The organism is Streptomyces sp. VTCC 41912 (assembly GCF_045799175.1).
GTDB classification, from domain to species: domain Bacteria; phylum Actinomycetota; class Actinomycetes; order Streptomycetales; family Streptomycetaceae; genus Streptomyces; species Streptomyces albulus_C.
This window is the reverse complement of record NZ_JBJMAB010000010.1, coordinates 154,510-178,283: the sequence shown is the minus strand read 5'-3', so window position 1 is coordinate 178,283 and position 23,774 is coordinate 154,510. Positions and strand designations below refer to the sequence as shown.

Below are 23,774 nucleotides of genomic sequence, written 5' to 3'. Positions count from 1 at the left end.
TCAGGTCCTGAAGGTGAGCCGGTGCACCCACTTGGTGTTGTTCACGCCGGGGTTGGCCGGGACGATGACACGGGCCGGGAAGCCGTGGTCGAGCGAGAGGTCCGCGCCGTTGACGCGGAGGGCGAGTAGCGATCGAGGGTCGTGGATCTGGTTGCCCCGCAGTACCACCGAGCTGTAGGGGCCGGGTGGTTGGACGGACTGCACCAGGACGCTCCCGGCGTCGGGGAGGCCCGCCAGGGCGGCGAGGTCGGCCAGCCGAAGGCCGCTCCACTGCTGGTTGGGGGTGGACCATCCTTCCACGCAGGCGATCGGCAGTGCGGCGGCATGCTGGGGCAGCGCGAGGAGTTGTGCGCGGGTGAGGACCAGCGTCGGACCGGGGCCGTGGATCTCCAGCCGCCAGGCGGGGCCGACGTGCGCGGGGGTGACGCCGACCGAAGCTGCCGTCTTGTTGATCTGGAAGCCGTTCGGGCCGCTGCCCGGAGCACGGTTGTGCGGCGCGAGAAGGGCGGTGTCGCGCAGCCAGCCACCGATGCTCTGTCCTGCGGTGACCACGAGGAGGAGCAGCGATCCGCCCCCCACCATGGCGAGCGCGCCGCGCCGGGTCATCGTCGGCGGTGCGGGAGCGGTCGGGACCAGGCCGTCGGGGTCGGGGGGCTCGGGCCGGGTGTGGGCGAGGTCGCTGCGCAGTTCCGCGGCCAGGCTGCGGGAGCGCAGGGCGCGGGTCATTCGGCCGAGTCTGAGGCTCACATGGACGACGAAGGCGGCGATGAACACCCAGGCGCCGTAGAAGTGCAGGGTGTAGAAGGAGCCGGGAAAGACGTAGAAGAGCTGGATGTTGGCGATGCCGGTGATGAATTCGAAGATCACCCCGCCGACCAGCAGGAGCAGGGACAACCGCTCCAGTGCGTGAGCGACGGAGCGGACCGGCAGCCACTCGAACAGCTTCGGGATCACTGACCACAACTTGGCCAGCAGTACGGGCAGGAGGACCACGCCGAGCGTCACGTGCACGCCCTGGGTCAACCGGTACAGCCAGTAGGGATGAGTGGGCCAGTCGAAGAGGTAGAAGCCCAACAGGCCCTTGTCCGGGGTCTGGTCGTTGATGCGGTCGAGTCCCGGGTTGTAGGCGGCGTAGGAGAGCATCCCGGTGACGAAGATCAACGGGATGCCGATCAGCAACACCAGGCCGAACACGGATGTCAGCCAGGGTCCGCGGAGGGGACTGCGCCAGAAGCCGGGACGGAACGGCCCCGGAGGCGGAGGAGTCTGCTCGACCCGCCGCACGAGGGCCCGGGCACGAGCGGCCCCCGTGGCGCCCCACGCGGCCACGGCAGCGCGAACGCGTTCAAGACGCCCCTGCGCATGCTCCTCGTCCGATCCCGGGTCCTGCGGCCCACCCGAGCCCGGGGCCGGCGGCCGTCCGCCACTGCCCATCGGTCGCCTCCTCTGTCCCGGGCCGACTCCCGAAAGGGGTGGATCGAACCCCACCGCGCCATCGGTGCCCATGAAGTCGTCAGCGACAAAATGGCACAGATCGTGCCGGCTTTCCGAATCTGACGTGCATGCGGGTGTCCGTCACCCGACCGCACCACCCACCGGATCGCGTACACCACCATCAGGTGGACTCGGACCGCACGTTGGAGCTGGGCCAGGACGTGCATGAGCTACGTGTCCAGCCGCCGCGTCGTCGGTCAGTCGCTCGCCGCCCGTGTACCGGGAACCAGACGGGCCGCTCTTGTGGCAGGCGGCAACTGGGCTTCAGCGGTCCCGCCTGGCGCTTGGTCTGACTGAAGGTGCCGGAGGCGTCCACGGCGACGTAGGTGTCGTATCCGGCGGCCGTGGCCGAGTACGCGGGCAGCGCCGCGCCGGCGCCGTTCTCGCTCACCTGCGTGCCGGCGGTATCCGGGCCAGCGAACTCGCCCGCGCTTCGGGGCGGCACAAACAGGTCATCGGCTCCCTCGTCGACGATCTGGAACGGCTGGGCAACGAGCTGAGGGGCCTCACCGCTGACGACGAAGGTGCGCGCCTGTCCGGCGGGCGCGCACCTTCGCAAGGGTTCCTCGCGCCCGGCCTCCGTCCGGCTGCAAGGGGAGGTGTGACCAGGGCAGCGGGCCGTCTTCGTTGAAGAACCCGCCGCTGGGGCCGTTCGGCGGCGGCGTTGCCAGGTCGACCACCACCCGCGCGCCTTCCGCCGCAGTACGGGGGCCGGTATGGCCGTTGAGATCGGTGGCGATGAAGCCCGGGGTCGCGGCGTTGGAGGTAGTCGGTGGCCGGCGGTGAACCGGGCTCGCTGATCAGGCTCAACGACGCCGTCGTGGACGTGACGTGGACGATGCGCGGCGCCGTGGCCTCGTGCAGCAGCGGCAGCAGCGCACCGGTGACCATCGGCCCGCACGACGACCAGGAGAACGGCCTCCGTGGCGGGGAAGAGGACCCGAGCGGCGACGGCGAACTGCGCGACGGAAATCACCGCCTGAGCAGTCAAGTGTCGGCCCGCCATCCGGACAGGCCGGCGGGCCCAGAGGGTGCTGCCGTTCGCCCGGGGCGTGCGCACCGCGGCCGGTCACCGCGGCGGGTCCTGCGAGAGGGCGTCGCGGAGTTGTGCTCTGGCGCTGATGCGCAGCTTGGGGAAGATCTTGTGCAGGTGGTAGCCGACGGTGCGGGGCGAGAGGTGCAGGCGGGCCGCGATGTCGCGGTTGGTCAGGCCCTGGGCGGCCAGTTCCGCGATCTGCCGTTCCTGCGCGGTGAGTGCGTCCGCGGCACTCGACGCCGTCGCCGCTGCCCTCGGGGCTCCTGCTGCTCGAAGTTCCGCTGCGGTGCGATCGGCCCAGGGCCGGGCGTCGACCCGTTGGAAGCACTCCAGTGCGGCGTTGAGGTGCGGGCGTGCCTCGGCGCTGCGGCGGCGCCGGCGCAGCCACTCGCCGAAGTCCAGCCGGGTGAGCGCCTTCTCGAAGGGCCAGCAGTCGGTGACGCCGTCGGCCAGGGCGGCCCGGAAGTGGTCCTCGGCCTTCTCGTTCGCGCTCAGCAGAGCGGCGGCCCGGTGCAGAACGGCGGCCAGCCGGGGTGACCTGTCGGGTTCCAGGCCGTCTTCGAGGGCCTCCACCACCGTGCGGGCGTCATCCGTCCGGCCGGCGCGGACCGCCGTGGCGGCCAGGTCGCCCAGCAGGTAGGCGGAGGCGTGGTAGTGGACGGGAACGGGCCGGAAGTCGCGGGTGAAGGCGGCGCGCAGCTGCTCGTAGGCGTCGGCGTGGTCACCGGCGACGTACGCGGCCATGCCCAGGGCGTGCCGGTGCCTGACCTGGAGGCCCAGGGACCCGCGCAGGTCCAAGCCTCGAACGGCTTCCATGGCCTGCGTCCGCGCGGTCGCATGGTCCCCCCGCAGTGCGCGCAGGCTGGCCTGCAGGATGCAGGAGCCCAGGGTCACGTTGTCGGCTCCCGCCTCGGTCGCCATGCAGAACGCCTCGTCCGCCGCGTCCTGGGCCGCCGTCCATGCACCGCTCTCGAACAGGGCGAGGGCCAGCGCCTGCGAAACGGTCGCGTTCGTGCCCATGCTGCCGGCGCGGCGTAGGACGTCCATGGTCCGGCCGAGAAGGCGAACGGCCTGCTCGGTCTCGTCCAGGATCCAGGCCGTGCCGCCGAGCGCCGTGAGGTCTTCCGTCGACTCCGGTGACACGTCGGCCAGCCCGTCCCGCAAAAGACGTAGGAGTTGGGACCGTTGACGGTGCGGATCGACGGCCGCTCGGGTCCAGGCGAAGGCTGCGGGATGGCCGGTTCCGTCGACCAGGGCGCCGATCCGGCGCAGTTCGGCCCGGTGGAACGCCTTCCCTGAGTGGTAGACGGACGTCGCGGCGGTTCCCAGGGTGCCCAGCGCCAGGTCCGGTGCTGACACGGCGGCGCCTTCGGCCACGTCGAACAGGAGCGTCAGTGCGTCGTCGTGACGAAGTGTCACACCGAGTGCCCAGCCGCCCAGCAGGGAAGCCTCCGCACGCAGCCGGGCGTCCTCGGTCAGGTCGCCGACCCGGCCGCTGAGCTCGCCGACCCATTGCGGATAGCCGGCGAACATGGCGGCCTGTGCGGCCCCCAGCAGCCGCCGGGCGCGCAGCTCCGCTGCCGGGGTCAGCTGCGCGGCGCGTTCCAGCGCCGAGGCGGCCGCCGCGAATCCGCCCCGGGCCCGGGCACGTTCGGCACTCTCCGCCAGGGCGTCGGCGACCTCCGCGTCCTCACCCGTCGCCGCGGTGGCCAGGTGCCAGGCGCGGCGATCCGGTGCGCCGGTGAGCGCGGAGGCCAGCGCCAGATGAGCTTGACGGCGTTCGGCGAAGGAGGCCGCGTGGTAGATGGCCGAGCGCACCAACGGGTGGCGGAACAGCACCTGGCCGTCCTCGATCCGCACCAGCCCGACGCGCTCCGCGGGGGCGAGCGCCTGGACGACGTCCGCCGACGGGGCGGCGCGCAGCAGGTCGGCCAGGTGTCCGGTGCCCGCTGCGGCCGCCAAGAGGAGTGCCTCGCGGGTGGGTTCGGGCAGCCCGGGGAGGTCGGCGGCGAACAGGTTCTTCAGACGGGTGGTGGGCGGCAGGGCGGCTCCGCCCTCCTGGTCCGGCCCGGTCCGGCCCCGGGCAAGGGCTCTGGGCAGTTCGATCAGGGCCAGCGGATTGCCGGCGGCCTGCTGGAGGATCTGGGTGCGGGTCCTGCCGCGAGGCGGGGTCGGTTGGGCGTTCAGCAGCAGCCCTGCCGCCGCCCGGCTCAGCGGGCCCACGGTCACCTGCGGGAAGTCCCGGTCGAAGCGGGCGGGCACGGAGTCCTCGCAGGCGGCGAGCAGCATCACCACCGGCTTGCCCTCCAGGCGCCGGGCGAGGAAGCCCAGTACGTCCGTCGAGCCGAAGTCCAGCCACTGGGCGTCGTCCACCAGGAGGAGGAGAGGCCGGCGTGCGGCGGCGTCGGCGATCAGGGCGAGCACGCTGATGCACAGCGACAACTGGTCGAGGACCGCCTCGTCCGGCGTCGCGGCCGGTCCGAACGCGCGCTCCAGGGCGGCCCGTTGCCGGGCGGGCAGGGTGTCGCCGGGAAGCAGCGGATGCAGCAGCTGGTGGACACCCGAGAGTCCCAGTCCGGCCTCGCCCTCGCTGCCCCGGACGCGCAGGATCCGCAGTCCGCGGGCCCGCCCCCGCTCGGCGGTCCAGTCGACGAGGGTGCTCTTGCCCGCTCCCGGCTCCCCGGTCAGCACAAGCACCTGGGAACCGGTTCCGTCCACCGCTACGAGCAGTTCCTCAAGGCGGGAGAGTTCGGTGGATCTGCCCAGGATGCCCGGATCGGCAGGGTAATTGGGGCCTATGTGCACCACGGTCGTACTCCTCCAGCACCGGTGATCACGCGCCGGCCATCCTGCCACCCGCGGTCGGTCGCACGCGCGCGGCCGTCCCCGGCCGGCCGCGGTCCCGGCGCCGGTCAGGACCCGTGACGGCGGACGACCGGTCATGTGACAGAAGCGTGGCGACCTCGCTCCCCCGATGATGAGCACGGCCAGGGAACACGCCCACAGCCGTGGGCAGCCGAGCAGTTCCGGAGTATGTGCATGACGGTCCACCCATCCCGATCGACGGCCGGCCAGGGGGCCGCCCACGGGTACTGCCGCACGGCGGAGTTGCGTCCACTGGGTCGGGACGGTGAGATCGAGCGGATCCTGCGGTGCGTGACGCGACAACCCGGCAGCCCCCAGGCGCTGCTGCTCCTCGGGGAGGAGGGGATCGGGCGTACGACCTTGCTCCGCCACGCCCGGGAAGTCGCCACCGGTGACGGCACGCTCGTCCTGTCGGCGCAGGGCTGGGCCGCGGACCACCGGCACGCGCACGCCTGTCTGCAGCAACTGCTGGTGCCGGTCCTGGACGACGTGGCCGACCTGCCCGCCCCACACGGCCGGGTGCTGAGCGCCGCCCTGAGTCCCGCCTCCCAGGATGGCGGACCGGACGACGAGCAGGTGCAGACCGCTCTGCTGGCCCTGCTGGCTCGACTCGCGGCGTCCGGGCCGGTGTTGGTGTGCGTGGACGACATCCACGCCTGCGACCGCGCCTTCCTCGACGGGCTGTGCGCCGGGATCCGGCTCCTGGCCGGGCGCCCGGTCAGGCTTCTGCTCACCGCACGCGGCGAGACGCCCCCGCCCGACCTTCCCCCCGGCACGGAGGATCTGCATCTGCGCCCGTTGAGTGCTCTTTCGGCCGCGGCGCTGCTGGATCGACAGCCTGCGCCGCCCGCTGGAAGGCGCAGGCTGGAGATCCTGGAGGAAGCCGAAGGCAACCCCTTGGCCTTGGTGGAACTGAGCCGCGGTCTGCCCGCGGCCTCCCGGGCGGGAGGCGGCGCCGACGCACCGGTGTGGCGCCCGTTGACGGGACACGCCTTCGCGGCACGACTCGACGCACTGCCCCCGGAGACGGCACGGGCCCTGCTGTACGCCGCGGCCGCCCAGCCTGGGGAGAGCGTCGCCTCCCTCATGGCGGCCCTGGACACCGGCGACCTTGCGGTGTGGGCCCCGGCGGAGGCGGCCGGTCTGGTCTCGCTGGTCGAGGACCGCCTCGTCTTCCGGCATCCGCTGGCACGGTCGGCCGCGTTCTCACGGCATCCGGCGGGTGAGCGGCAGCAGGCCCACCTGGACCTCGCCGCGGCCGTTGCGCGGCCGGAGGGCAGAGCACACCACCTGGCCGCGGCGGCGTTGTGCACCAGCGAGTCGGTGGCCGCCGCGCTTGAGGACTCCGCATGGCGGCACGGGGACACGGCGAGCACCGCGCGCGCCTTGGAGCAGGCGGCCCGGCTCAGCCCACAGCGGCGGGAACGCGCACGGCGTCTGGCCGAAGCCCTGGTGGCGGCGCAGGCGGTGGGGGATCCCGGCTGGGTGAAGGACCTGCACGGCCGGTTCGTCCAGAGCTCGAAAGACCCGGAACTGGTCTGCGTCGCCGCCGGTGCCCTGGCATCGGTCCTGTCGCTGGAGTCTTCCCAACGGGAAGCCTTCGCTCTGCTGGTCGACGCCTCGGAGCACTTTGCGCTGGTCGGCCGCCCCGTCGCGCTCGCGTTGACGGCGGTGGCGGCGGGCATCGCCGTCCAGTCCGGTCTGCCGGAACACCGAACCGGCCTGTCCATGCTGCTCGACCGTGTCCGGCAGCCCGACCAGGTCCGGGAGACCACCCCGGTCCGGGAGCCCCACCGTGCCGACGGGCCTCGGCCTCCGGCGACCGAGCCGTGTGGCCGCCTGGACGGGCCGGCCGTGCGACAGGCACTGGACGCGCTGGTCGCCGCGGTGGTCCGGCCACACGCCGCGACACGCTCGCCGGTGGGCCTGGCTCCGAAAGGCACGCCGCCGGACGGCCTGAGCGCCCTTGCCTGCCGGGCGGCCCTCCACTCGGCCGCCTACCTCGGGGACGAGGCGGACGTGGGTCTGGGCCAGTTCCGCGAGACCGATGCCCGACTCGGGGCGGTTCGGGCCTTCGGCGTGCGCGGCTGGACGGTCTCCGCCCTCGTGGACACCCTCGTGGGCATCGGGTGGTTCGCCGAGGCCGAGGCCCTGATCCGGGAGGCGACGGCCGAGGCCACCGTGCTGCGCCTGCCGCGCCTCCAGGCGGATCTCCAGGCACAGGACCTGGCCCTGCGGGCACTGCGCGGAACCGTGCCGCCGGAGCCCTGGTTCACCTCCTCGATCTGGCGCGCCGTCTGCCTGGACGAGAACCGAGCCACCCACGCCCGGCTGCTGCGCGCTCGGGGACTGGCCTCCATCACGCTGGGGCACTGGGACACCGGCTGGCGGCACCTGCGCGAGCTGTTCACCGACGACGGATCGCCGCTGCACCCCGTCCTGTCGCCCCGGAGCATCGCCGAACTCGCGGTCACGGCCCAACGCACCGGCCGGACCGACGAGATCGTTCCGGCTCTGACCCGGCTCCGCACGGAGCAGGGAGACCGCACGAGCACCAGGATGACGCTGCTCCTGCACCATGCCACCGCCCTGGTCGAACCGGACGAGAACGCCGAACGGCACTTCCACCTCGCCCTGGTCAACCACGAGGCGGAGCGGTGGCCGTGGGAACGCGCCCACGTCCGCCTCAACTACGGCATCTGGCTGCGGCGCTCCAGGCGGACACGCGAGGCGCGTCAGCAGCTGACCACCGTGCTGGAAACCGCCGAGCGCCTGGGCGCGGGCGCCCTCGCCACAGCCGCAGCCCGCGAACTGCGCGCCAGCGGAGCGGCTCCCACCCCCGACGCTTCAGGCATGCTGGAGCAACTGACCGGACAGCAGAGGCAGATCGTCCAGCTGGCCGCGCGCGGCCTGTCGAATCGGGAGATCGGTGAACAGCTCTTCCTCTCGCCGCGCACCGTGGGCTCCCACCTGTACAACGTCTACCCGAAGCTCGGTGTCAGCCGCCGCCAGCAACTGCGAGACCTCCTTGAGGACAGATGAGGTGGGGGCCGGGCGGTTCCGTACCGACCTGCCGACGAGCGGCGCGGCCCAGCCTGAGGAGAGCCGGTGATGCCGGGAGCGTCCGGTGACCCACCGGGCGGTGACTCCCACACCCCGGTCCTCCTCGACCCCCTGGTGCAGCGGCTCCTCACCGCGTCCGCCGCTCCCCCGTCCCTCGACGACCTCGGCCCGGAGGTCGCGCGGCAGGCGCTCAGGGAGAGCCAGGTGGACCGGTTCGAGGACCTCGACGTGGATGCCGTCTACCGCGTGGCATCCGTCGGCCCTTCCGGGCTGATCGGCTTCTGGACCGTCCGCCCGACCCGAGCGTCCGGCCCGCTCCCCACCCTGCTGTACCTGCACGGCGGCCGGTGGGCGCTCGGGGACGCGCAGACCCACGCCCGCGTCATCGGCGAGCTCGTCGACGGCACGGGCGCGTGCGCCGTCGTGCCCGAGTACAGCCGCACCCCGGAGGCCCGCTACCCCGTGGCACTGGAGGAGTGCTACGGACTGCTGGCCTGGGTGGTCAACCGGGCCGACGAACTCGGCCTGGACCCGGACCGGTTGGCGGTGGCGGGCGACTGCGCGGGGGCCACGCTGGCCGCCGCCGTGACCATGCTGGCGAAGTCCCGGGGCGGTCCGCGGCTCAGCGCGCAACTGCTCTACTACCCGCTCACCGACTCCCGCTGCGACAGCCCCTCACAACGGCAGTTCGCCACCGGATACCTGCTCACCCGCCGGGCGTTGCGCGCGTACTGGGCCCGCTACGTCACGGACCCCGACCTGCGGCAGGAGCCCACCGCGTCACCGCTGCGGGCGCTGACCGAGGACCTCGTGGGGCTGCCGCCGGCACTGGTCGTCACCGCCGAGGCCGACGTGGCCCGGGACGAGGGCGAGCAGTACGCGCGCAATCTGCGTACGGCCGGCGTCGAGGCGTCGGCCGTACGGTTCCTCGGCACGATCCACGACTTCGTGGCACTGCACGCCCTGCACGGCAGCGCACCCGCCCGGGCAGCCCTGGTGACCGGCCACGCCTTCCTGCGCGCCCGATTGCGCTGACGGGCGCGGAACGGGTCCGGTGACCAGTCGACCGACTGATGCGCCGATCGGCACCTTCACAGCATGCTCACAGCATGTCAACCGTGATCGGCCCCTACGAGGAGAGACGCCGGGCTCCGGCCGCCGACGCGAGCCGGGCCCGGGTGCTGAGCACGCGCTCGGTTCCGCCGCACCAGAGCCTGGACTTCTGGCACGACGCCGTGCTCGCGACGTTGGTGGGAATGGACATCGCCACCGACGGCCCCACCTACGACGCGACCCTGCGCACCGACCACGTGGGGGACCTGCGGATCACCACGGTGGAATGCGATCCGGGACGCGTCCACCGTTCGCCGCGCCTCATCGCCCGCGGCGACGGGCGGGACGTCTTCGTGGCGCTGCAGAGCACCGGTCGGGCCCAGGTCGAACAGGACGGTCGCACAACCGAGTTGAGGGCCGGCGACATCGGGTTCTTCGAGACCGTCCGGCCCTTCCGCACCGCCTTCCCCGAACGGTTCCAGTTGAGGATCTTCGCGGTCCCGCGGATCCTGCTCGGGCGGTCGGAGGCCGACGTCCGGCAGCTCACCGCGCGGGCCGTGCGCCCGAACGGCGGTCTGCCCGCCCTGCTCGCCCCGCTGCTGGATCGGTTGGCGGACACCTCCGAGGCGTACCGGACGCCGGTGGCCGAGCGACTGGCCGGGGGCGTCCTCGACCTGATGGCGGCCACGGCGGCGGACCTGCTGGGCGAGGACCCCGCCGTCCTGCCCGGTGCCGACCGGGTCCTGCTGTTGCGGATCAAGACCTTCATCCGCTGGCGGCTGTCGGACTCCGGCCTGACTCCCCGGGCCGTGGCCGAGGCACACGGCATCTCCGTGCGCTATCTGCACCGGCTGTTCGAGGCCGAGGACACCACCGTGTGCCAGTGGATTCGGCAGCTGCGGCTGCACGAGTGCCGCCGGGAACTCGTCGTGCAGGCACCGGGATCGGTCAGCCTGGGCCAGATCGCGAGACGCTGGGGTTTCAGCAGCCCAGCCCGGTTCAGCAGGGCGTTCCGCAGCGCCTTCGGCCTGTCTCCCACGGACTGGCTCGACCGGGAGCGCGCAAGCCGGGGGACGGGAGCAGCGGCGTGCTGACCGGATCGCTGACCACCCCCGGCCAAGGGGTGTCCTTCTCCACCCGTGGCCTGGCTCCAGGGGACCGCGCAGCCGCCTGGGAACGCGCGCTGTCACAGGTCTTCGCGGGAGTCGAGGTCGCTGTGGAGAGAGGCCGCCCATGGGCGGGCGAGCTGACCGCCGAGCGCCTGGGCGCGCTCCAGATCGCCACCGAGGAGTTCGGCCCGGGAACGATCCTGCGCAGCGCCCGCTCGGTGGCCGCCGACCCCAGCGCCCACATCCTGGTACGCCTGCAACTGGACGGCACCGCACTGCTGATGCAGGACGGCCGCACCGCCGAACTCCGGCCCGGCCGGCTGACGTTCCACGACGCACGGCGCCCGTACCGGATCGTGCTGCCCGCGCGGCAGCGGGCCCGGGTCCTCATGATGCCCCGCGCCCTGCTCCGGCTGGAGGAAAGGCAACTGTCCGCCCTGACGGCAACCGTGCCGGACGAGTCCGGGGCGGGGGCGGCAGCCTTGCTGCTGCCGCTGCTGCGCGGGCTCGTCGACGAGGTCATGCGAACCCCTGCGACCAGACGCGACCACCTCGCCCGCATCGCGGCGGAGATCCTGGCCACGCTGGCCCTGGAGCAGGCCAGCAGTCGAACGGCGCCGGCGCTGTGGGAGCGGATCACGGCGTCCGCCCAGGCCCGGTTGCAGGACCCCGGACTCACCCCGCAGGACCTCGCCGACCAGCACGGCATTTCCCTGCGCTACCTGCACCGCCTCTTCCAGCTCCAGGGCACCACCGTCAATGCCTGGGTCCGGACGCGACGGTTGGAGTCGGCGTGCGAGGAACTCGCCCGGACCGGCGCACCCCACAGGTCGATCGCGGTGGTGGCCGCCCGCTGGGGTTTCACCAACCCCTCCCACTTCAGCCGGACGTTCCGCGCCATGTACGGGATGTCGCCGGTGCAGTGGCGCGCTGCGCACCTGGGGACCCGACACCCGGCCGGACCCGTTCCCGGAAGGGCAAGACCCCGTGCACGGTCGGCCTGACCGCTCCCGCGCTCGGCGCCTAGCTTGCGCCGTAAGCGGTTCCGACGGAAAGGAACGGAAATGCAGCGCAAGGCGATGGCGCGGATGCTGCTCGCCCTCACGGTGGCACTGAGCGTGGTGGGATCCGGGCGCCGTCCTCGGCTCGGGACGCGGCAGCCGCCGCACCGGACTCGACCACGGCGGTGGGACCCCAGTACGACACCACGCACGTCTACGTCACCCCCGGAACGGTGGACGCGTTCGCCGCCAGCTGGACCGCGACCTTCGGCGGCACGCACATGGACAAGGTCCTGACGACCGTCACACCGACGCCCGGCAAGACCGAGTAGGAACTGGTGCCGTCGTACCAGCCCCTGAAGTCCGTGCCGGACAACCGCGTCTACCTGACGGCCGACTCGGTGAACCAGTTCCTCGGCTCCTATCTGCGGTTCACCGGGGGGCGGGTCGTCTCCGATCACCGGGCGGCCAACGGCGGTGACATCGGCCTGCCCGAGGAGACGTATCGCCGGATCGCCATCCGCTCCCCGTTGGCAACACGGTCGTGAGCGTCACCGACGGGCATCTCCCCTACCCGTTCGGGCGGGAGACCACCGGCTACGGGGTGACGGACCTCCCTGTGACGCTGCGGAAGGCCGAGGCGGCGGGGGCGAAGGTGCTGTGGGGCCCGTACACCGGCCACGGCCGCTCCAACGCCGTGGTGAGGTTCCCCGGCGGTTACGTGGCCGAACTGCATCAGAACGGCGATCACGGGTGACCGACGGCATGAGGTGATCTGCCGCAGACCGGACTCGCTCAGCCCGGTAACTCCCTTGGCGTCACGCGGACTTCGTGCACAGGGGCTCGGGTGCGCCAGTACGTTCTCCGCCGGTGGGTGGGCACCACGTGGGGCCCGGGTTCGCCCCCACGAGATCGGGGCGATGGGAAGGCTCGCCGGGCTTGCGCGTGCGCATGGCCCGGCGAGCCGGCCGCCACGTGGGCGGCCGGTTTCAGCCCCTGGCCGCCCAGGTGCGCCGCGCCCAGTCGGCGAAGCCGGTCCAGTGGATCTCCGGGTGGGCATCATGGAGTGCGGGGATGTCGACGCGATATCCAGGACCGTTCAGGAACGTCCACATCGCGTGCATGTCCGCATTGCCGATGGCCGCCAGCGGGACGTACTCGTGGCGGACCTCCCGCCCCAGTGCCTCGCCGAGCGCGGCCGCCATCTGTGCGGGGGTCGGTGCGTCGCTGGCCAATTCGATGCGCCGTCCGACGTACGGAGCCGGGGTGAGCAGCACTTCCGCCGCGAACGCGCCGAGGTCGGGGCGGGCGAGCTGCTGCAACGGCCGATCGGGCGGCAGCGGCAAGTCGAGGACGCCGTCGTGGATGCGTTCCGCTCCACCGAGTGCGTTGTCGAAGAAGTACGTCGGCCCCAGGATGGTGTACGGCACGTCGCCCGCGGCCAGTTCCGCCTCGATGCGCGCCTTGCTCTCGAAATGCGGTACCCCGCTGTCCTGGTCGGCCCCGGCGACCGAGCTGAACACGAGGTGCGGCACGCGCTCCCGCGCCGCGGCGGCGAGGATCGCCCGCCCCTGTTCCACCTCCGCCTCGACACCGGACTCGAAGGGCGTGGTGAACGCGAAGACGCCGGCCACCCCCTTCATGGCCGCGGCGAGCGACTCGGGATCGCTCAGGGAACCCGCGACCACCTCGACGCCCCGGTCTGCCAACTGCCGTGCGGCACCGCGGTTCGGGTCGCGGACCAGCGCCCTGATCCGGACCCCCGGACGAGCAGCGCGTCGGTCACGGCACCCCCCTGTCCGCCCGTCGCGGCAAGCACCAGGATCGGCTCCTGCACCATGTATGAACTCCCTTCCGTGCGGGGCATCGGATCTGCCGGTGGCCCCGACCGTAACCATCCGTCATGTATGACAGCTCAGGATGCAGACTCGCCCGGGACGGGCACTGGAGGCCATGACCCCGTGCGCGCACAGTCATGACGCTCGTGCGGCGGCTGCCCGAACTGCGCCTCGACCGCGGTCGACCCCCACAGGTCCGGCCGGGCCCGTGGCAGCCCGGTCCTCTCCTCCGAGGCGGACGACCGAGACGGGCGGCCGGTCGAGCAGAGCGAGGTCCTGGTCCTGTAGGGCGATCACCACCGAGGTCTCCGGCAACGCCCGGAACAGCGCGGTCAGCAGGGCCTCGGCGGTGGGTCGGTCCAGCCCGGCGGTGGGTTCGTCCAGCAGGAGCACCGGTGGGCGCCGCAGCACCGCGCGCGCGATCGCGAGGCGCCGCCGCTGCCCGTGGGACAGCAGACGCCCGCCGGGGCCCACGGGGGTGCCGAGTGACAGCGCGGCGAGACCCACCACCTCCAGTGCGGCCCGCAGCGTGGCGGCGTCGGCCGAGGGTGCGGGCTGCCGGAGGTTGGCCGCCACCGTGTCGTCGGCCAGCCAGTCGTCGGCCTCGACCAGGGTGACGGTCTCGGCGACCACCCGGGCCGGCAGCTCGTGCACGGGCGTGCCGTCGAGGACGACCGTGCCGCGCGGGGCCGGTATCCGCCCGGCGAGCTGTCCGAGCAGCGTCGACTTCCCGCTGCCGTTGGGGCCGGTGACCAGCAGCGGTCCGGACCCGGACAGAGTCGAGGTGAGGGCCGCCGACGAGCCGGGAAGCGGCAGTCCGACCGCTGCCAGGACGGGTGCGGTCGGCCGCCGCGGACTTGCGAGCGGCTCTTCGGCGGCCAGCGGCGCGAGGCGTCCGGCCGCGTCACCGGCCTCGCTCAGCAGGTTCACCAGCCGGGGCAGCCGCTCCAGCAGCTCCCACCCAGCGGCCATCAACAGCACCTCCCCCACCACCACGGCGACCGGTTGCCTCGGCGCCGCGCACAGAGCGGTCACCAGCACCGCTGCCTGGCCCACGGCGGCCAGCAGGCGCAGTCCCAGCCGGCCCAGGCGTTCGGCACGGGCGGCGGCCCACTCGGCGGATTCGACGGCCGCCATCGCGGTCGCCGCCGACTCTCGTGCCTGCGGTACGGCGTCCAGGCACCTCAGTTCGTCGAAGGCCGCCCGGCTGCCGAGCAGTACGGTACGGAGCGCGGACCTGGCGTCGGCGGCGGTGCGCAGGTGGGCTCGTGTCCGGCGGTGGGCCTGCCGGACGCAGGTCAGCCCGGCCGCCCAGACGACCAGCTCGGCCGTCCCCAGGAGCGGCGTCGCCCACAGCAGCAGGATCTCGACCAGGCACGCGGTGGTGACCGCCGCGGTGAGCGGTGCGCAGACGTTCGCGGGCAGACCCGCGACGGTTTCCACGTCCGAGGTGAGCCGGGTGAGCAGTGTCCCGTCGCGTTGCCCGCGCAGTTCACGGGGGGTGAGTCGGGCGGCGCCGCGGGCCAGCCGGGTGCGCAGCGCCACGGTGGTGGTGAGCAACGTCCGGTGGCTGACCAGGCGTTCGAGGTAGCGCAGTCCGGTGCGGGCCAGGGCCAGCGTCCGCACGGCCCCCGAGGGGTACATCCAGGACCAGGTGGTGTTGGTCTGGAGGGTGACCACGGCGCAGGTGGCCAGGAACCAGCCGGACACGCCGAGGAGTGCGGCACCGCCGAGTTCGGCCGCGACGGCCAGCAGCGTGCCGGTCAGCAGGGCCCGGCGCGGAGCTGCCGTGCGGAGCAGACGCCAGGCGCCGGTCCCGTTCATCGGACCCTCCCGTGGTGCAGGGTGATGACCTCGTCCGCCAGTGGCAGCAGCGCGGGGCTGTGAGTGGCGAGCAGGACCGTGCGGTCGCGGGCCAGTGTCCGCAGCGCGGACAGGACCCGCTGCTCCGCCGCCGGGTCGAGGTGTGCGGTGGGTTCGTCCAGGCACAACAGGGGCGCATCCCGCAACAGGGCCCGAACGAGAGCCAGTTGCTGGGACTGGCCGGAGGACAGTCCGGTGCCGCGTTCGCCGAGCGGGGTGTCCAGTCCCTGCGGGAGCGCTGTCATGAGGTCCTCGAAGCCGAGGGAGGCGGCGGCGTCCAGCAAGTCGTCGTCGCTCGCAGCGGGCCGGGCCAGGAGAAGGTTCTCGCGCAGGGTGCCGGGCAGCAGATGGGCCGGCTGGCCCACCCAGGAGACCCGGCCGGGATCGGCGGGGACGGCCCGGCCGTCGAGCACGTGCAGGGCGTGCCCCTCGGACGGGGCGGACAGGCCCGCCGCCACGGCCAGCAGGGTGGACTTGCCCGCCCCGCTCGGTCCGGTGACGGCGAGGCATCGGGCCGGTGGGAGCCGCACACTGATCCGGTCCAGGGCAGGCGCCACACGGCCCGGGTGACGCACCGTCACGGCGTCCAGGCACACCTCCGGAGGCGCCGAGCCACGGGCCGGCCGGAGCGGCGCGACGGACGGCAGGTCCCGCTCCGCGCGGGCGTCGAGGACGGTACCCAGCAGCTCGCAGGCGGCAGCGGCCTGGGCTCGAGCGTGGTAGCCGGCGGCGAGGTCCCGGGCCGGGGCGAAGTAGGCGGGTACCAGGACGAGGACGAACAGCGCGGCGGACAGGTCCATGCGGTCCGGGACGCCGGGCACATGGAGGTAGTCGAGCAGGACCAGGCCGCAGTAGGTCGCCACCACGGCGAGGGTGCCGGTGATGAGCAGCTCGACCCACGCGGTCGACAGAAAGGCGATCCGCAGCACCTTCTCGGTCCGCCGGGCGACCTCCCGGTCGTCCCGCTCCAGCACGCGGGCCGCCTCGTCGTGTGCGCCGAGCCCGACCAGGGTGGGCAGCCCGCGCAGGTGGTCCAGCAGCCGGGCCTGATGGGTGCGGATCCCGGTCAGCTGGGCGTGCACGGCGCTCTGCGCGCCCAGGCCGATGACCTTCAGGTTGACCGGCAGCAGCGGGGTGGCGGCGAGGACGAGCAGGGCGACGAACCAGCTGCGGCAGGCGAGGGCGGCCAGGACGAGGCCGCTGCCGAGCAGCATGGTCGTCCGTGCGGGCACGTACCCGGTGAGCCAGTCGGTCAGCTGGTCCACCTCGCCGTCGACGGCCCGGGCCGGTGCCGCCTCGCCCAGGTCGGGCGGGGCCGGGCCGCTGACGGGCAGCGCCGTCTCGATGATCCGGCGGCGCAGGGTCTCACGTACCTCCCGGGCGCCACGAGCGGCTGCCGTGTCGCCCGCGGCCAGCAGGACGGAGCGCAGGGCGACTCCGGCCGCGGTCAGCAGGACGGGCAGCGCCAAGGCCGCCACGGGCAACTCGCCGTGCAGGGCCGACAGGCCGCGTTGCGCGCCCCAGGCGAGCCCGCCCGCCCACAGCACCGTGCCCGCCTGGGCCGCGCCGCGCAGGATCCCCGCGCGGCGCAGCTCGGGCCGGCCGATCTCCGCCCAGCCCTTCAGCCTGGCGGCCGCCGGATCGTCGGCCCGGTCCGCGGCCAGTTCTTCCAGGAGCACGCTGGTGCCGCTCACGAGGCGGTCTCCGCTCCGGTGACCGCGTCGAAGTGTCCGGCGCGACCGTCACGGCGGTCGCCGACGATCCAGGCGGCCAGTGCGGTGCAGCCCAGCACCGTTACGCCGATCGGCCCGATCAGGTCGCAGACGCCGCCGAACACGTCCTGGGAGAGGGCGGTGGCCAGGATGCCGAGCACGCAGAGCAGGACGCGTCGCACGCTCGTCCGCAGCAGACCGGTGGACGTCGGCGCGGCCGGGAGCGAGCGGCTCCGGGTGGGCAACGGCGGTATCGGGGTTTCGGCCGGCTCGCGGTACTTGCCGCGGAAACTCCGCCACGCGTAGATGTTGTAGGCCAGGACGAACGGCATGCACAGGCCGACGCCGAGGACCAGGAAGAGCTGGGAGGAGTGCGGGCTCGACGCCTGATGGACCGTCAGGCCAGGCGGTACCACCACCGGCAGGGAGAGGACGGCGAGTCCCAGCAGCCCGCTTGCGGTCATGGTGGCCACGGCCGCGAACGGCCGCCAGTCAGGACGGCGACCGAAGCCGTGCCAGGCGACGGCACCGGCCACGGCGGCGACCCCCACGGCGAGCCAGAACAGGCCGGTCCGCACCGGCTGGCCCAGAGAGAACCGCTGCGGGTCGGCGCCCGGCAGCGACAGGCCGAGCACGAGTGCCATGACCACGGTGGCCAGCAGCAGGGACCGTCCGGTGCGTCGGACCCCCGGCCGTGACCACCCTTCGGTCTTGTCCTGCAACCAGGCGGCCCCGGCCAACAGGTAGACGACGACCAGGCCGAGAGCGCACAGAACTCCGTAGGGGCTGAACCAGTCGAAGGCCCCGCCGCGGAAGGCACCGCCGCGCTGGTGCGGGCCGGTGAGCACGGCGCCGAGGACGAGGCCCTGGCACACGGTGGTCGCGAGCGAGGCCCCGCCGAACAGCAGTGCCCAGCCCCGCCGGTAGCGGTCGGCCGCGCTCTGCATCTCCAGTCCCAGTCCGCGCAGGATGATCGAGACCAACATGACGGTCAGCGGCAGATAGGCGCCGGGCAGCACCACGGCGTAGGCACCGGGCAGACCGGCCCAAAGGACCACGCCGACCAGGATGAGCCAGCTCTCGTTGGCGTCCCAGGCAGTGGCGACGACCTCGCCGTACTGCCGTCGGCGCTCGGGGCCGGCCACCAGGCCGAGCATCCCCACACCGAGGTCGTAGCCGTCGAGGACCACGTACATGCCGAGCGAGAAGAGCACCAGGGCGTAGCTGGCGTACTCAAGCAACGAGGGCCTCCGGGGCATCGGGCGAGGCGGGTCCGGTGGGCAGTGCCTCGGGGCCGGCCTTGACGGTACGGACGATGTAGCGGGCCCAGACGGCCAGCAGGGTGACGTAGAGCAGGAGGAAGCCGGCGAGTGTGGCGGCGACTTCGGGTGTACTGAGGTGGGAGACCGCGTCCGCGGTGCGCAACTGGCCGTAGACGACCCAGGGTTGGCGGCCCGTCTCGGCGACGATCCAGCCGCCGGTGATGGCGATGATCCCGGCCGGGGTCATCCACACCATCCACCTCAGGAAGCGCGGCGAGTCGTACAGGCGTCGGCGCATCCGCAGGACGACGCCCGCGAAGGCCGTGCCGAACATGAGCAGCGCGGTGCCGTACATGGCGCGGAAGCCGTAGAAGGTGGTCCACATGTTGGGGCGTTCGTCGGGCGGGGTCCGCAGCAGTCCGGGCGTCGTCGTCCTGCCGCTGAGGTCCTGGGCGATGACGGAGCCGAGGTGGGGTATCCCGATGCGCAGTCGGTTCTCGCCCTTGTCGGTGTCGGGGACGACGAGCAGGTTGTAGCCGTTGTTGTCGCTCTTCCAGTTGCCCTCGAACGCCTCCAGCTTGGGCAGTTGGCGCTGTCCCATGAAGACGGCGGTGCCGTCGCCCACGTACAGCTGCACGGGCATCAGCACCCCCAGCACACCGAGGGCGATGGACAGGCAACGGCGCGCCATCGGCTGGGCGGCGGATCGTTTCTTCACCAGGTACCACGCGGAGATCCCGCCGACGAACCAGGCGGAGCTGATCAGCACGGCAAGCAGCATGTGCGGGAAGCGGTGGGCGAAGGCGGGGTTGAACAGGATGTCGATCCAGTCCTTCGCCTGGAACTGGCCGTTGACCTTCTCGTAGCCGACCGGGTCCTGCATCCAGCTGTTGGCCGACAGGATCCAGGTGGTGGACAACAGGGTTCCGAAGGCGACCATCCAGCTGGCCAGGGCCATGGTGCGCGGGCGGATCCGCCCGTCCCCGTAGAGCATCAGCCCGATGAAGCCCGCCTCCAGGAAGAAGGCCGTGATCACCTCCATGCCGATGGTGACCCCGATCACCGGGCCGACCGCATGGGCGTACGTCCCCCAGTTCAGGCCGAACTCGAAGGTCATCACCGTGCCCGCGGCCACGCCCAGCCCGAAGCCGACGACGAAGATCTTCTTCCAGAACCGGAAGATCTGGAGGTACAGCGGGTGTCCGGTGCGGACGTAGACCGTGTACACGACGGCCAGCAACACGGAGAGGCCCACGGTGAGCGCGGGAAAGGTCATGTGGAAGATCGCGGTGATCGCGAACTGCCAGCGGGACAGTTCGACGACGTCGGGTGAAGCCATGGACACTCCAGGGAGCAGCGGTTCGACGGGCGTCGGGCGCGAACCGGGAGTCCGGTCCGCGCCCGAGGCGGGGACGTGCCGCATGAACGGAAGGGGGCGCGGCACCCGGAGCGCGAAGCGGTCCAGACGGTGCGGGGGAAGCGCCCGGCGCCGCGCGCCTGCCCCGCCGCGCGGACGGTCAGGCGCGCACCAGAGGCGTGTCCACCAGGTGCTCAGCCAGGAACCAGGCTTGGAGCTCGCCGGTGCGGACGATCTGCGAGACCAGCAGGTCGTTGGTGCCGTCGTCGCCCAACTCGGCGGTGCGGGCGGCCGCGTCATGGGCATCCGTGAGGATGCTCTCGTGGGCCTGGAGCAGCCGCGAGAGCATGGCCGGCACCTCCTCCACGCCGTCCGGCGGGCGCGGAATCGAGGTGATCTCGGCGACGTGCCGGAGATCGCCCACGGCGACGCCACCCAGCGTCTGGACGCGCTCGGCGAGGGCGTCGACGAGTGCCAGCTGTTCTCCTGCGTGCTTGTCCAGGAGCAGGTGCAGCGGGTAGAAGGTCGCGCCCCGCATGCTCCAGTGGTGCTTCTTGTAGAGGCCGTAGAGGACCCGGGTGTTCGCCAGCACCTTGTTCAGGCGCTGCGAAGAGTACATCCGCGCCTCGTAGGACAGGGCGATGGGGAACTGCTTGACGGTCCCGAACTCCTGGATGACCGAGCCCTTCTGATGCAGCCACGGCTGGCTGCCCGTGGGCTTGGAGCTGGTGGTCATGACGTGCCTCCTGCGGTGTGGTGCTGACAACGTGCGCGGTTGACGCTAGGTGCCGGACCGGCGGCCGCGTTGCCTGCGAGTGCACGCGCAGGCGCTCGTCAGCGCACCGGATCCGGGCGGCGTCGGAGAAGGACGGCGAGCGCGCCATGGGGCAGCACCGCTGCGGGACCCTGGACTACGGCCAGAGCACCGGACTGACCACCTCCCCCCGACGAGGGGGAACGGTGAGGGTTTCCGCCCCCTCCGAGCTCGACGACGCTTTCGCCGACCAGGGCCTGACCTCCCGGCTGTTGCCGGAGGCGCTCACCAGGAGTCGGAGCCCGGGGCGCCGGTGTCCGCCTGATGCGGTACCGCAGGTCCGGACGTGGCGTCGAAGGCGTGGACCACCTCCGGGAGGGTCCCGGGCATGAGCAGTTCGCGTGCCTGCTCCTCGTGGCGGCGGTCCGTGGCCGTCAGCCGGACGTGGTGCTGGGCGAGGTGCTCGGCCCAGGAGGCGACCAGATAGCTCTCGACGAAGCGTTCCGGGGCGTTCCCGTCCTGGTAGAGGCCCCAGCTGAGGGCCCCGGTGCGGCGCCTGGACCGGCCCACACGGTGCATGCGGGCCGTGAACTCGGCCCGGTTCCCCGCGGGGATCCGGTAGACGACGGAGACCAGTACCGGACCGTCGGCCTCGCCCGGCTCGAACACCAGGGGAGGTACGGGCCAGTGGTCGGAGGGCGAGGGGTTGATCCCCTCTGCGTCGAGCAGCGGCCACCGCCGTACGGTGGCGGCGCCGAGCAGCAGCACGGCACCGGCGATCAGGAGACAGCAGCTGATCCCCAGCCAGTCGGCCAGCACTCCCCACAGGGGTGCCACCAGTGCCTGGCCGCCCTGGAAGACCAGCAGGTAGACGGCGAGCCCGCGGGCCCTGACCCAGCCCGGGAGCCGGGTTAGAACGGCCGCGTTGAGCGTGGACAGCACGGCGATCCAGGCCAGGCCCGCGGGCAGGAGTGCGGCCGTGACCACCCACGGTGCACGGACGGTGGCCAGTACCGCGAGCACCCCGGCGAACGCCACGGCACCCGCCGCGAGTGTGCCGTTGCCCCCCAGCACGCGACGCACATGGGGCAACGCGAAGGCTCCCGCCACCGCGCCAGTGCCCACCGCCGCCAGCAGCAGCCCGTATCCGCCCGAGCCGAGGCCCAACGAGCGGCTCGCGGTCAGGGGCAGCAGTGCCCACAGAGCCGCGCCACCGGGGACGAACAGGAGGGTCCGCAGCAGGACACGGCGTACCCCGGGCGCGTTCCACACGTAGCGGCGCCCGGCATGCAGGGCGGCCAGTAGCCGTTCGTTCCCCGCCGTCGCGGCTGCCATCGGCGGTCGCCGCCATACCAGGAGGACGGCCATGATGCCCAGGTAGGAGGCCGCGTTGAAGGCGAAGACCCAGCCCGCGCCCGCCGCCGCGACCACCGCCCCGCCGAGTGCCGGACCCACGGCACGGGCCACGTTCATGTTGACCGCGCCCAATGCCGCTGCCTGGCCGAGCCGTCGGCGCTCCACCAACTCCGGCTGGATCGCCTGCCAGGCCGGGCCCATCAGCGCGGCGCCGCACCCCAGGAAGAAGGTCAGGACGAGCAGCACCGTCGGCGACAGCGCGTCCGTGAACGCCAGCACGGCCAGCGCGCCGGACGCCACGAGCATCGCGAACTGCGCGGCCAGCAGCACCGAGCGCCGGTCGAACCGGTCGGCGATCACACCGGCGGGCAGGGCCAGCAGCACGACGGGAAGGCTGGCGGCGGTCTGCACGAGCGTCACCAGCGCGGCCCCGTCCCCGACCAGCAGCCACTGGGCACCCACCGTCTGCATCCAGCTGCCGATGTTGGAGACCAACTGGGCGATCCACAGCGCGCGGAAGACGCGGGCCGCGAGCGGCGCCCACGGGGAGTCTGCCTCTGCGGGCGCGGGTGGCGACGGTGCGCTCTTCATGTGCGTCCAGACCGGGTGTGTGGTGGCGTGGGCGGGTGCGAGCAATAGGGCCCGCCTCCGGTAGGTGCTTGACAGCGAGGGCGAAGGACGTGGCCCCGGAGCGCATCACTCCGCCCGACGCCCCTTGGGCCCGGCCCGACGGTTCTCAGGACGGTGGCCGGACCCAGGCGGCGTCGGCGCCGGAGAGCCGGTGCGTCACCGCGGAGGTGAGCGCCAGGAGCAGCAGCGCGAGGCCCAGGGCGAGCACGAGATGCCCGTGCAGGAGGAGTTCGGCGCCGACGAACGCGCCGAGCAACATGGCCAGCACGGACAGGATCCGCCGTCCCGGCCTCGGCGCCGCACCGCCGGCCGGGGTGGAGTCCGCGGCCAGTCCGGTGAGGGTCAGCGTCAGTACGGTCGTGGTGAGGTCGGGTACGCCGAGACGCCGGGCGACCGCGTTCTGCAACCCCATGCCCAGCCCCAGACACACGATCAGCGTGTACTGGACGCCGGTGGTGACCCGGCCGTCGTCGACCGCCGTGACGAGGACGGTGACGGCGACCAGGACCGTCTGCACGGCGGTTGCCGTCCGGAGCAGGTGCCCGCGGTGCGCGGCGAACCGGGTGCCGAGCCTGCCACCGCCCAACGCGCCGAGGAGGAACACCACCAGCGCGACGACGGAGGCGAACGCGGAGAGGTTCGGGGCGCCCGCCAGCGCGAACCCGAGGAACACCACGTTGCCCGTCATGTTGGCGACGAAGACGTGCCCGAGGGCCAGGTAACTCACCGCGTCGACCAGGCCGGTGACCACGGTCAGCGTCAGCAGCAGGGGAGGCAACGGGCCATGGCGATCGCCCCTGGGCGGCACCAGCGTGCGGGCCGCGTCAGTCAGCAGCTTACGCATGGTCTTTCCTTTCTGAGCTCTCCGATGCGACGGGCCCACGGTGCAGCACCAGGCGGGTCAGCAACCCGCTGGCGGGGCCGATCACGAGCGCGGCGAGGTCGACCCACATCGGCCACGGGGTGATGCCCAGCACGTGGTCGAGGGACCACCGGCCGGGCCCGGTGAGGGCCAGCGCCGCGGAGACCGCTACGAGGACCATCGGGTACTCGTAGCCGTCGTTCTGCACCCAGAGGCCCTTGGGCCACTTGACGGTTCCCGCGACCGTCATCACTCCCGCGGCCGCCACCACGGCCAGGGGCGTGAGCAGGCCCGCGGCCAGGAGCAGGCCGGCCCCGATCTGACTGGCGCCCGCGACGACGGCCGTCAGCCGGCCGCCGCGGAACCCGTCGGCACGGAACTCCTCGGTTCCGCCCGCCAAGCCGTGGCCCCCCAACCGGTGGCTCACCTTCTGCACTCCGTGGGCGGCGAGGAGGAGTCCCGCGACCAGCCGGAGGACCAGCAGTCCAGCATTCATCTCTTCCTACCTGCTCCTGACCT

17 protein-coding genes and 1 pseudogene are annotated in these 23,774 nt (G+C 72.7%); 7 read left to right on the top strand and 11 right to left on the bottom strand.

The window, feature by feature from the left end:
- Both ACJ6WD_RS17535 and ACJ6WD_RS17530 read right to left on the bottom strand, forming a co-directional pair.
- Entirely contained in the window at positions 1-1,434 is a 1,434-nt protein-coding gene (locus ACJ6WD_RS17535; RefSeq protein WP_407616122.1) for a molybdopterin-dependent oxidoreductase, read from the bottom strand.
- 1,129 nt (positions 1,435-2,563) lie between these two features.
- Positions 2,564-5,338, bottom strand: a complete 2,775-nt coding sequence (locus ACJ6WD_RS17530) for an ATP-binding protein (protein WP_407616121.1) — start codon at positions 5,336-5,338, stop codon at positions 2,564-2,566.
- A gap of 225 nt (positions 5,339-5,563) precedes the next feature.
- Here ACJ6WD_RS17530 and ACJ6WD_RS17525 point away from each other — a divergent pair, with 225 nt between their 5' ends.
- The 7 genes from ACJ6WD_RS17525 (at position 5,564) to ACJ6WD_RS17495 (ending at position 12,378) form a co-directional block, all read left to right on the top strand.
- Complete coding sequence (locus ACJ6WD_RS17525; RefSeq protein WP_407616120.1) at positions 5,564-8,437, top strand: AAA family ATPase; 2,874 nt, start codon at positions 5,564-5,566, stop codon at positions 8,435-8,437.
- A gap of 69 nt (positions 8,438-8,506) precedes the next feature.
- Positions 8,507-9,493 (top strand): alpha/beta hydrolase, encoded by a 987-nt coding sequence (locus ACJ6WD_RS17520; RefSeq protein ID WP_233660042.1) that lies wholly within the window; start codon positions 8,507-8,509, stop codon positions 9,491-9,493.
- Between the two features lie 74 nt (positions 9,494-9,567).
- The gene (locus ACJ6WD_RS17515) at positions 9,568-10,605 is read left to right on the top strand and encodes a helix-turn-helix domain-containing protein (RefSeq protein ID WP_376439516.1); all 1,038 of its coding nucleotides are present in this window, start codon (positions 9,568-9,570) and stop codon (positions 10,603-10,605) included.
- Positions 10,599-11,624 (top strand): helix-turn-helix domain-containing protein, encoded by a 1,026-nt coding sequence (locus ACJ6WD_RS17510; RefSeq protein WP_331247008.1) that lies wholly within the window; start codon positions 10,599-10,601, stop codon positions 11,622-11,624. The genes ACJ6WD_RS17515 and ACJ6WD_RS17510 overlap by 7 nt, the downstream gene beginning before the upstream one ends.
- Positions 11,625-11,806: 182 nt before the next feature.
- Positions 11,807-11,953 (top strand): hypothetical protein, encoded by a 147-nt coding sequence (locus ACJ6WD_RS17505; protein WP_331247007.1) that lies wholly within the window; start codon positions 11,807-11,809, stop codon positions 11,951-11,953.
- Positions 11,954-11,959: 6 nt separating this feature from the next.
- Positions 11,960-12,169: a hypothetical protein gene (locus tag ACJ6WD_RS17500; protein WP_331247006.1), complete on the top strand. Its 210-nt coding sequence runs from the start codon at positions 11,960-11,962 to the stop codon at positions 12,167-12,169.
- Positions 12,166-12,378: a hypothetical protein gene (locus tag ACJ6WD_RS17495; RefSeq protein ID WP_331247005.1), complete on the top strand. Its 213-nt coding sequence runs from the start codon at positions 12,166-12,168 to the stop codon at positions 12,376-12,378. Before ACJ6WD_RS17500 ends, ACJ6WD_RS17495 begins: the two co-directional genes overlap by 4 nt.
- A gap of 232 nt (positions 12,379-12,610) precedes the next feature.
- Here ACJ6WD_RS17495 and ACJ6WD_RS17490 read toward each other — a convergent pair.
- From ACJ6WD_RS17490 to ACJ6WD_RS17450, 9 genes and pseudogenes are all read right to left on the bottom strand, one after another.
- Positions 12,611-13,461: pseudogene (locus ACJ6WD_RS17490) on the bottom strand (NmrA/HSCARG family protein).
- Positions 13,462-13,594: 133 nt separating this feature from the next.
- The gene (locus ACJ6WD_RS17485) at positions 13,595-15,283 is read right to left on the bottom strand and encodes an amino acid ABC transporter ATP-binding/permease protein (protein WP_407616119.1); all 1,689 of its coding nucleotides are present in this window, start codon (positions 15,281-15,283) and stop codon (positions 13,595-13,597) included.
- Positions 15,280-17,016 carry an ABC transporter ATP-binding protein/permease gene (locus ACJ6WD_RS17480; RefSeq protein ID WP_407616118.1) on the bottom strand — a complete coding sequence of 579 codons (1,737 nt, stop codon included), beginning with the start codon at positions 17,014-17,016 and terminating at the stop codon, positions 15,280-15,282. Before ACJ6WD_RS17480 ends, ACJ6WD_RS17485 begins: the two co-directional genes overlap by 4 nt.
- Positions 17,013-18,275: a cytochrome d ubiquinol oxidase subunit II gene (locus ACJ6WD_RS17475; protein WP_407616117.1), complete on the bottom strand. Its 1,263-nt coding sequence runs from the start codon at positions 18,273-18,275 to the stop codon at positions 17,013-17,015. Before ACJ6WD_RS17475 ends, ACJ6WD_RS17480 begins: the two co-directional genes overlap by 4 nt.
- Positions 18,268-19,635 carry a cytochrome ubiquinol oxidase subunit I gene (locus ACJ6WD_RS17470; protein WP_407616116.1) on the bottom strand — a complete coding sequence of 456 codons (1,368 nt, stop codon included), beginning with the start codon at positions 19,633-19,635 and terminating at the stop codon, positions 18,268-18,270. Before ACJ6WD_RS17470 ends, ACJ6WD_RS17475 begins: the two co-directional genes overlap by 8 nt.
- A 178-nt stretch (positions 19,636-19,813) precedes the next feature.
- Positions 19,814-20,389, bottom strand: coding sequence for a Dps family protein (locus ACJ6WD_RS17465; RefSeq protein WP_233660034.1), 576 nt, complete (start codon positions 20,387-20,389; stop codon positions 19,814-19,816).
- A gap of 303 nt (positions 20,390-20,692) precedes the next feature.
- Positions 20,693-22,399, bottom strand: a complete 1,707-nt coding sequence (locus ACJ6WD_RS17460) for an MFS transporter (RefSeq protein WP_407616115.1) — start codon at positions 22,397-22,399, stop codon at positions 20,693-20,695.
- Between the two features lie 100 nt (positions 22,400-22,499).
- Positions 22,500-23,237, bottom strand: a complete 738-nt coding sequence (locus tag ACJ6WD_RS17455) for a YoaK family protein (RefSeq protein ID WP_233660032.1) — start codon at positions 23,235-23,237, stop codon at positions 22,500-22,502.
- Positions 23,230-23,751: a DoxX family protein gene (locus ACJ6WD_RS17450; protein WP_407616114.1), complete on the bottom strand. Its 522-nt coding sequence runs from the start codon at positions 23,749-23,751 to the stop codon at positions 23,230-23,232. Before ACJ6WD_RS17450 ends, ACJ6WD_RS17455 begins: the two co-directional genes overlap by 8 nt.
- Positions 23,752-23,774 lie beyond the last annotated feature (23 nt).

What these genes read in the sequence shown, in the direction of transcription:
- ACJ6WD_RS17535 (WP_407616122.1), bottom strand. Translation starts at nt 1,434, where the DNA reads ATGGGCAGTGGCGGACGGCCGCCGGCCCCGGGCTCGGGTGGGCCGCAG.
- ACJ6WD_RS17525 (WP_407616120.1), top strand. Translation starts at nt 5,564, where the DNA reads ATGTGCATGACGGTCCACCCATCCCGATCGACGGCCGGCCAGGGGGCC.
- ACJ6WD_RS17520 (WP_233660042.1), top strand. Translation starts at nt 8,507, where the DNA reads ATGCCGGGAGCGTCCGGTGACCCACCGGGCGGTGACTCCCACACCCCG.
- ACJ6WD_RS17515 (WP_376439516.1), top strand. Translation starts at nt 9,568, where the DNA reads ATGTCAACCGTGATCGGCCCCTACGAGGAGAGACGCCGGGCTCCGGCC.
- ACJ6WD_RS17485 (WP_407616119.1), bottom strand. Translation starts at nt 15,283, where the DNA reads ATGAACGGGACCGGCGCCTGGCGTCTGCTCCGCACGGCAGCTCCGCGC.
- ACJ6WD_RS17470 (WP_407616116.1), bottom strand. Translation starts at nt 19,635, where the DNA reads ATGGCTTCACCCGACGTCGTCGAACTGTCCCGCTGGCAGTTCGCGATC.
- ACJ6WD_RS17465 (WP_233660034.1), bottom strand. Translation starts at nt 20,389, where the DNA reads ATGACCACCAGCTCCAAGCCCACGGGCAGCCAGCCGTGGCTGCATCAG.
- ACJ6WD_RS17455 (WP_233660032.1), bottom strand. Translation starts at nt 23,237, where the DNA reads ATGCGTAAGCTGCTGACTGACGCGGCCCGCACGCTGGTGCCGCCCAGG.
- ACJ6WD_RS17450 (WP_407616114.1), bottom strand. Translation starts at nt 23,751, where the DNA reads ATGAATGCTGGACTGCTGGTCCTCCGGCTGGTCGCGGGACTCCTCCTC.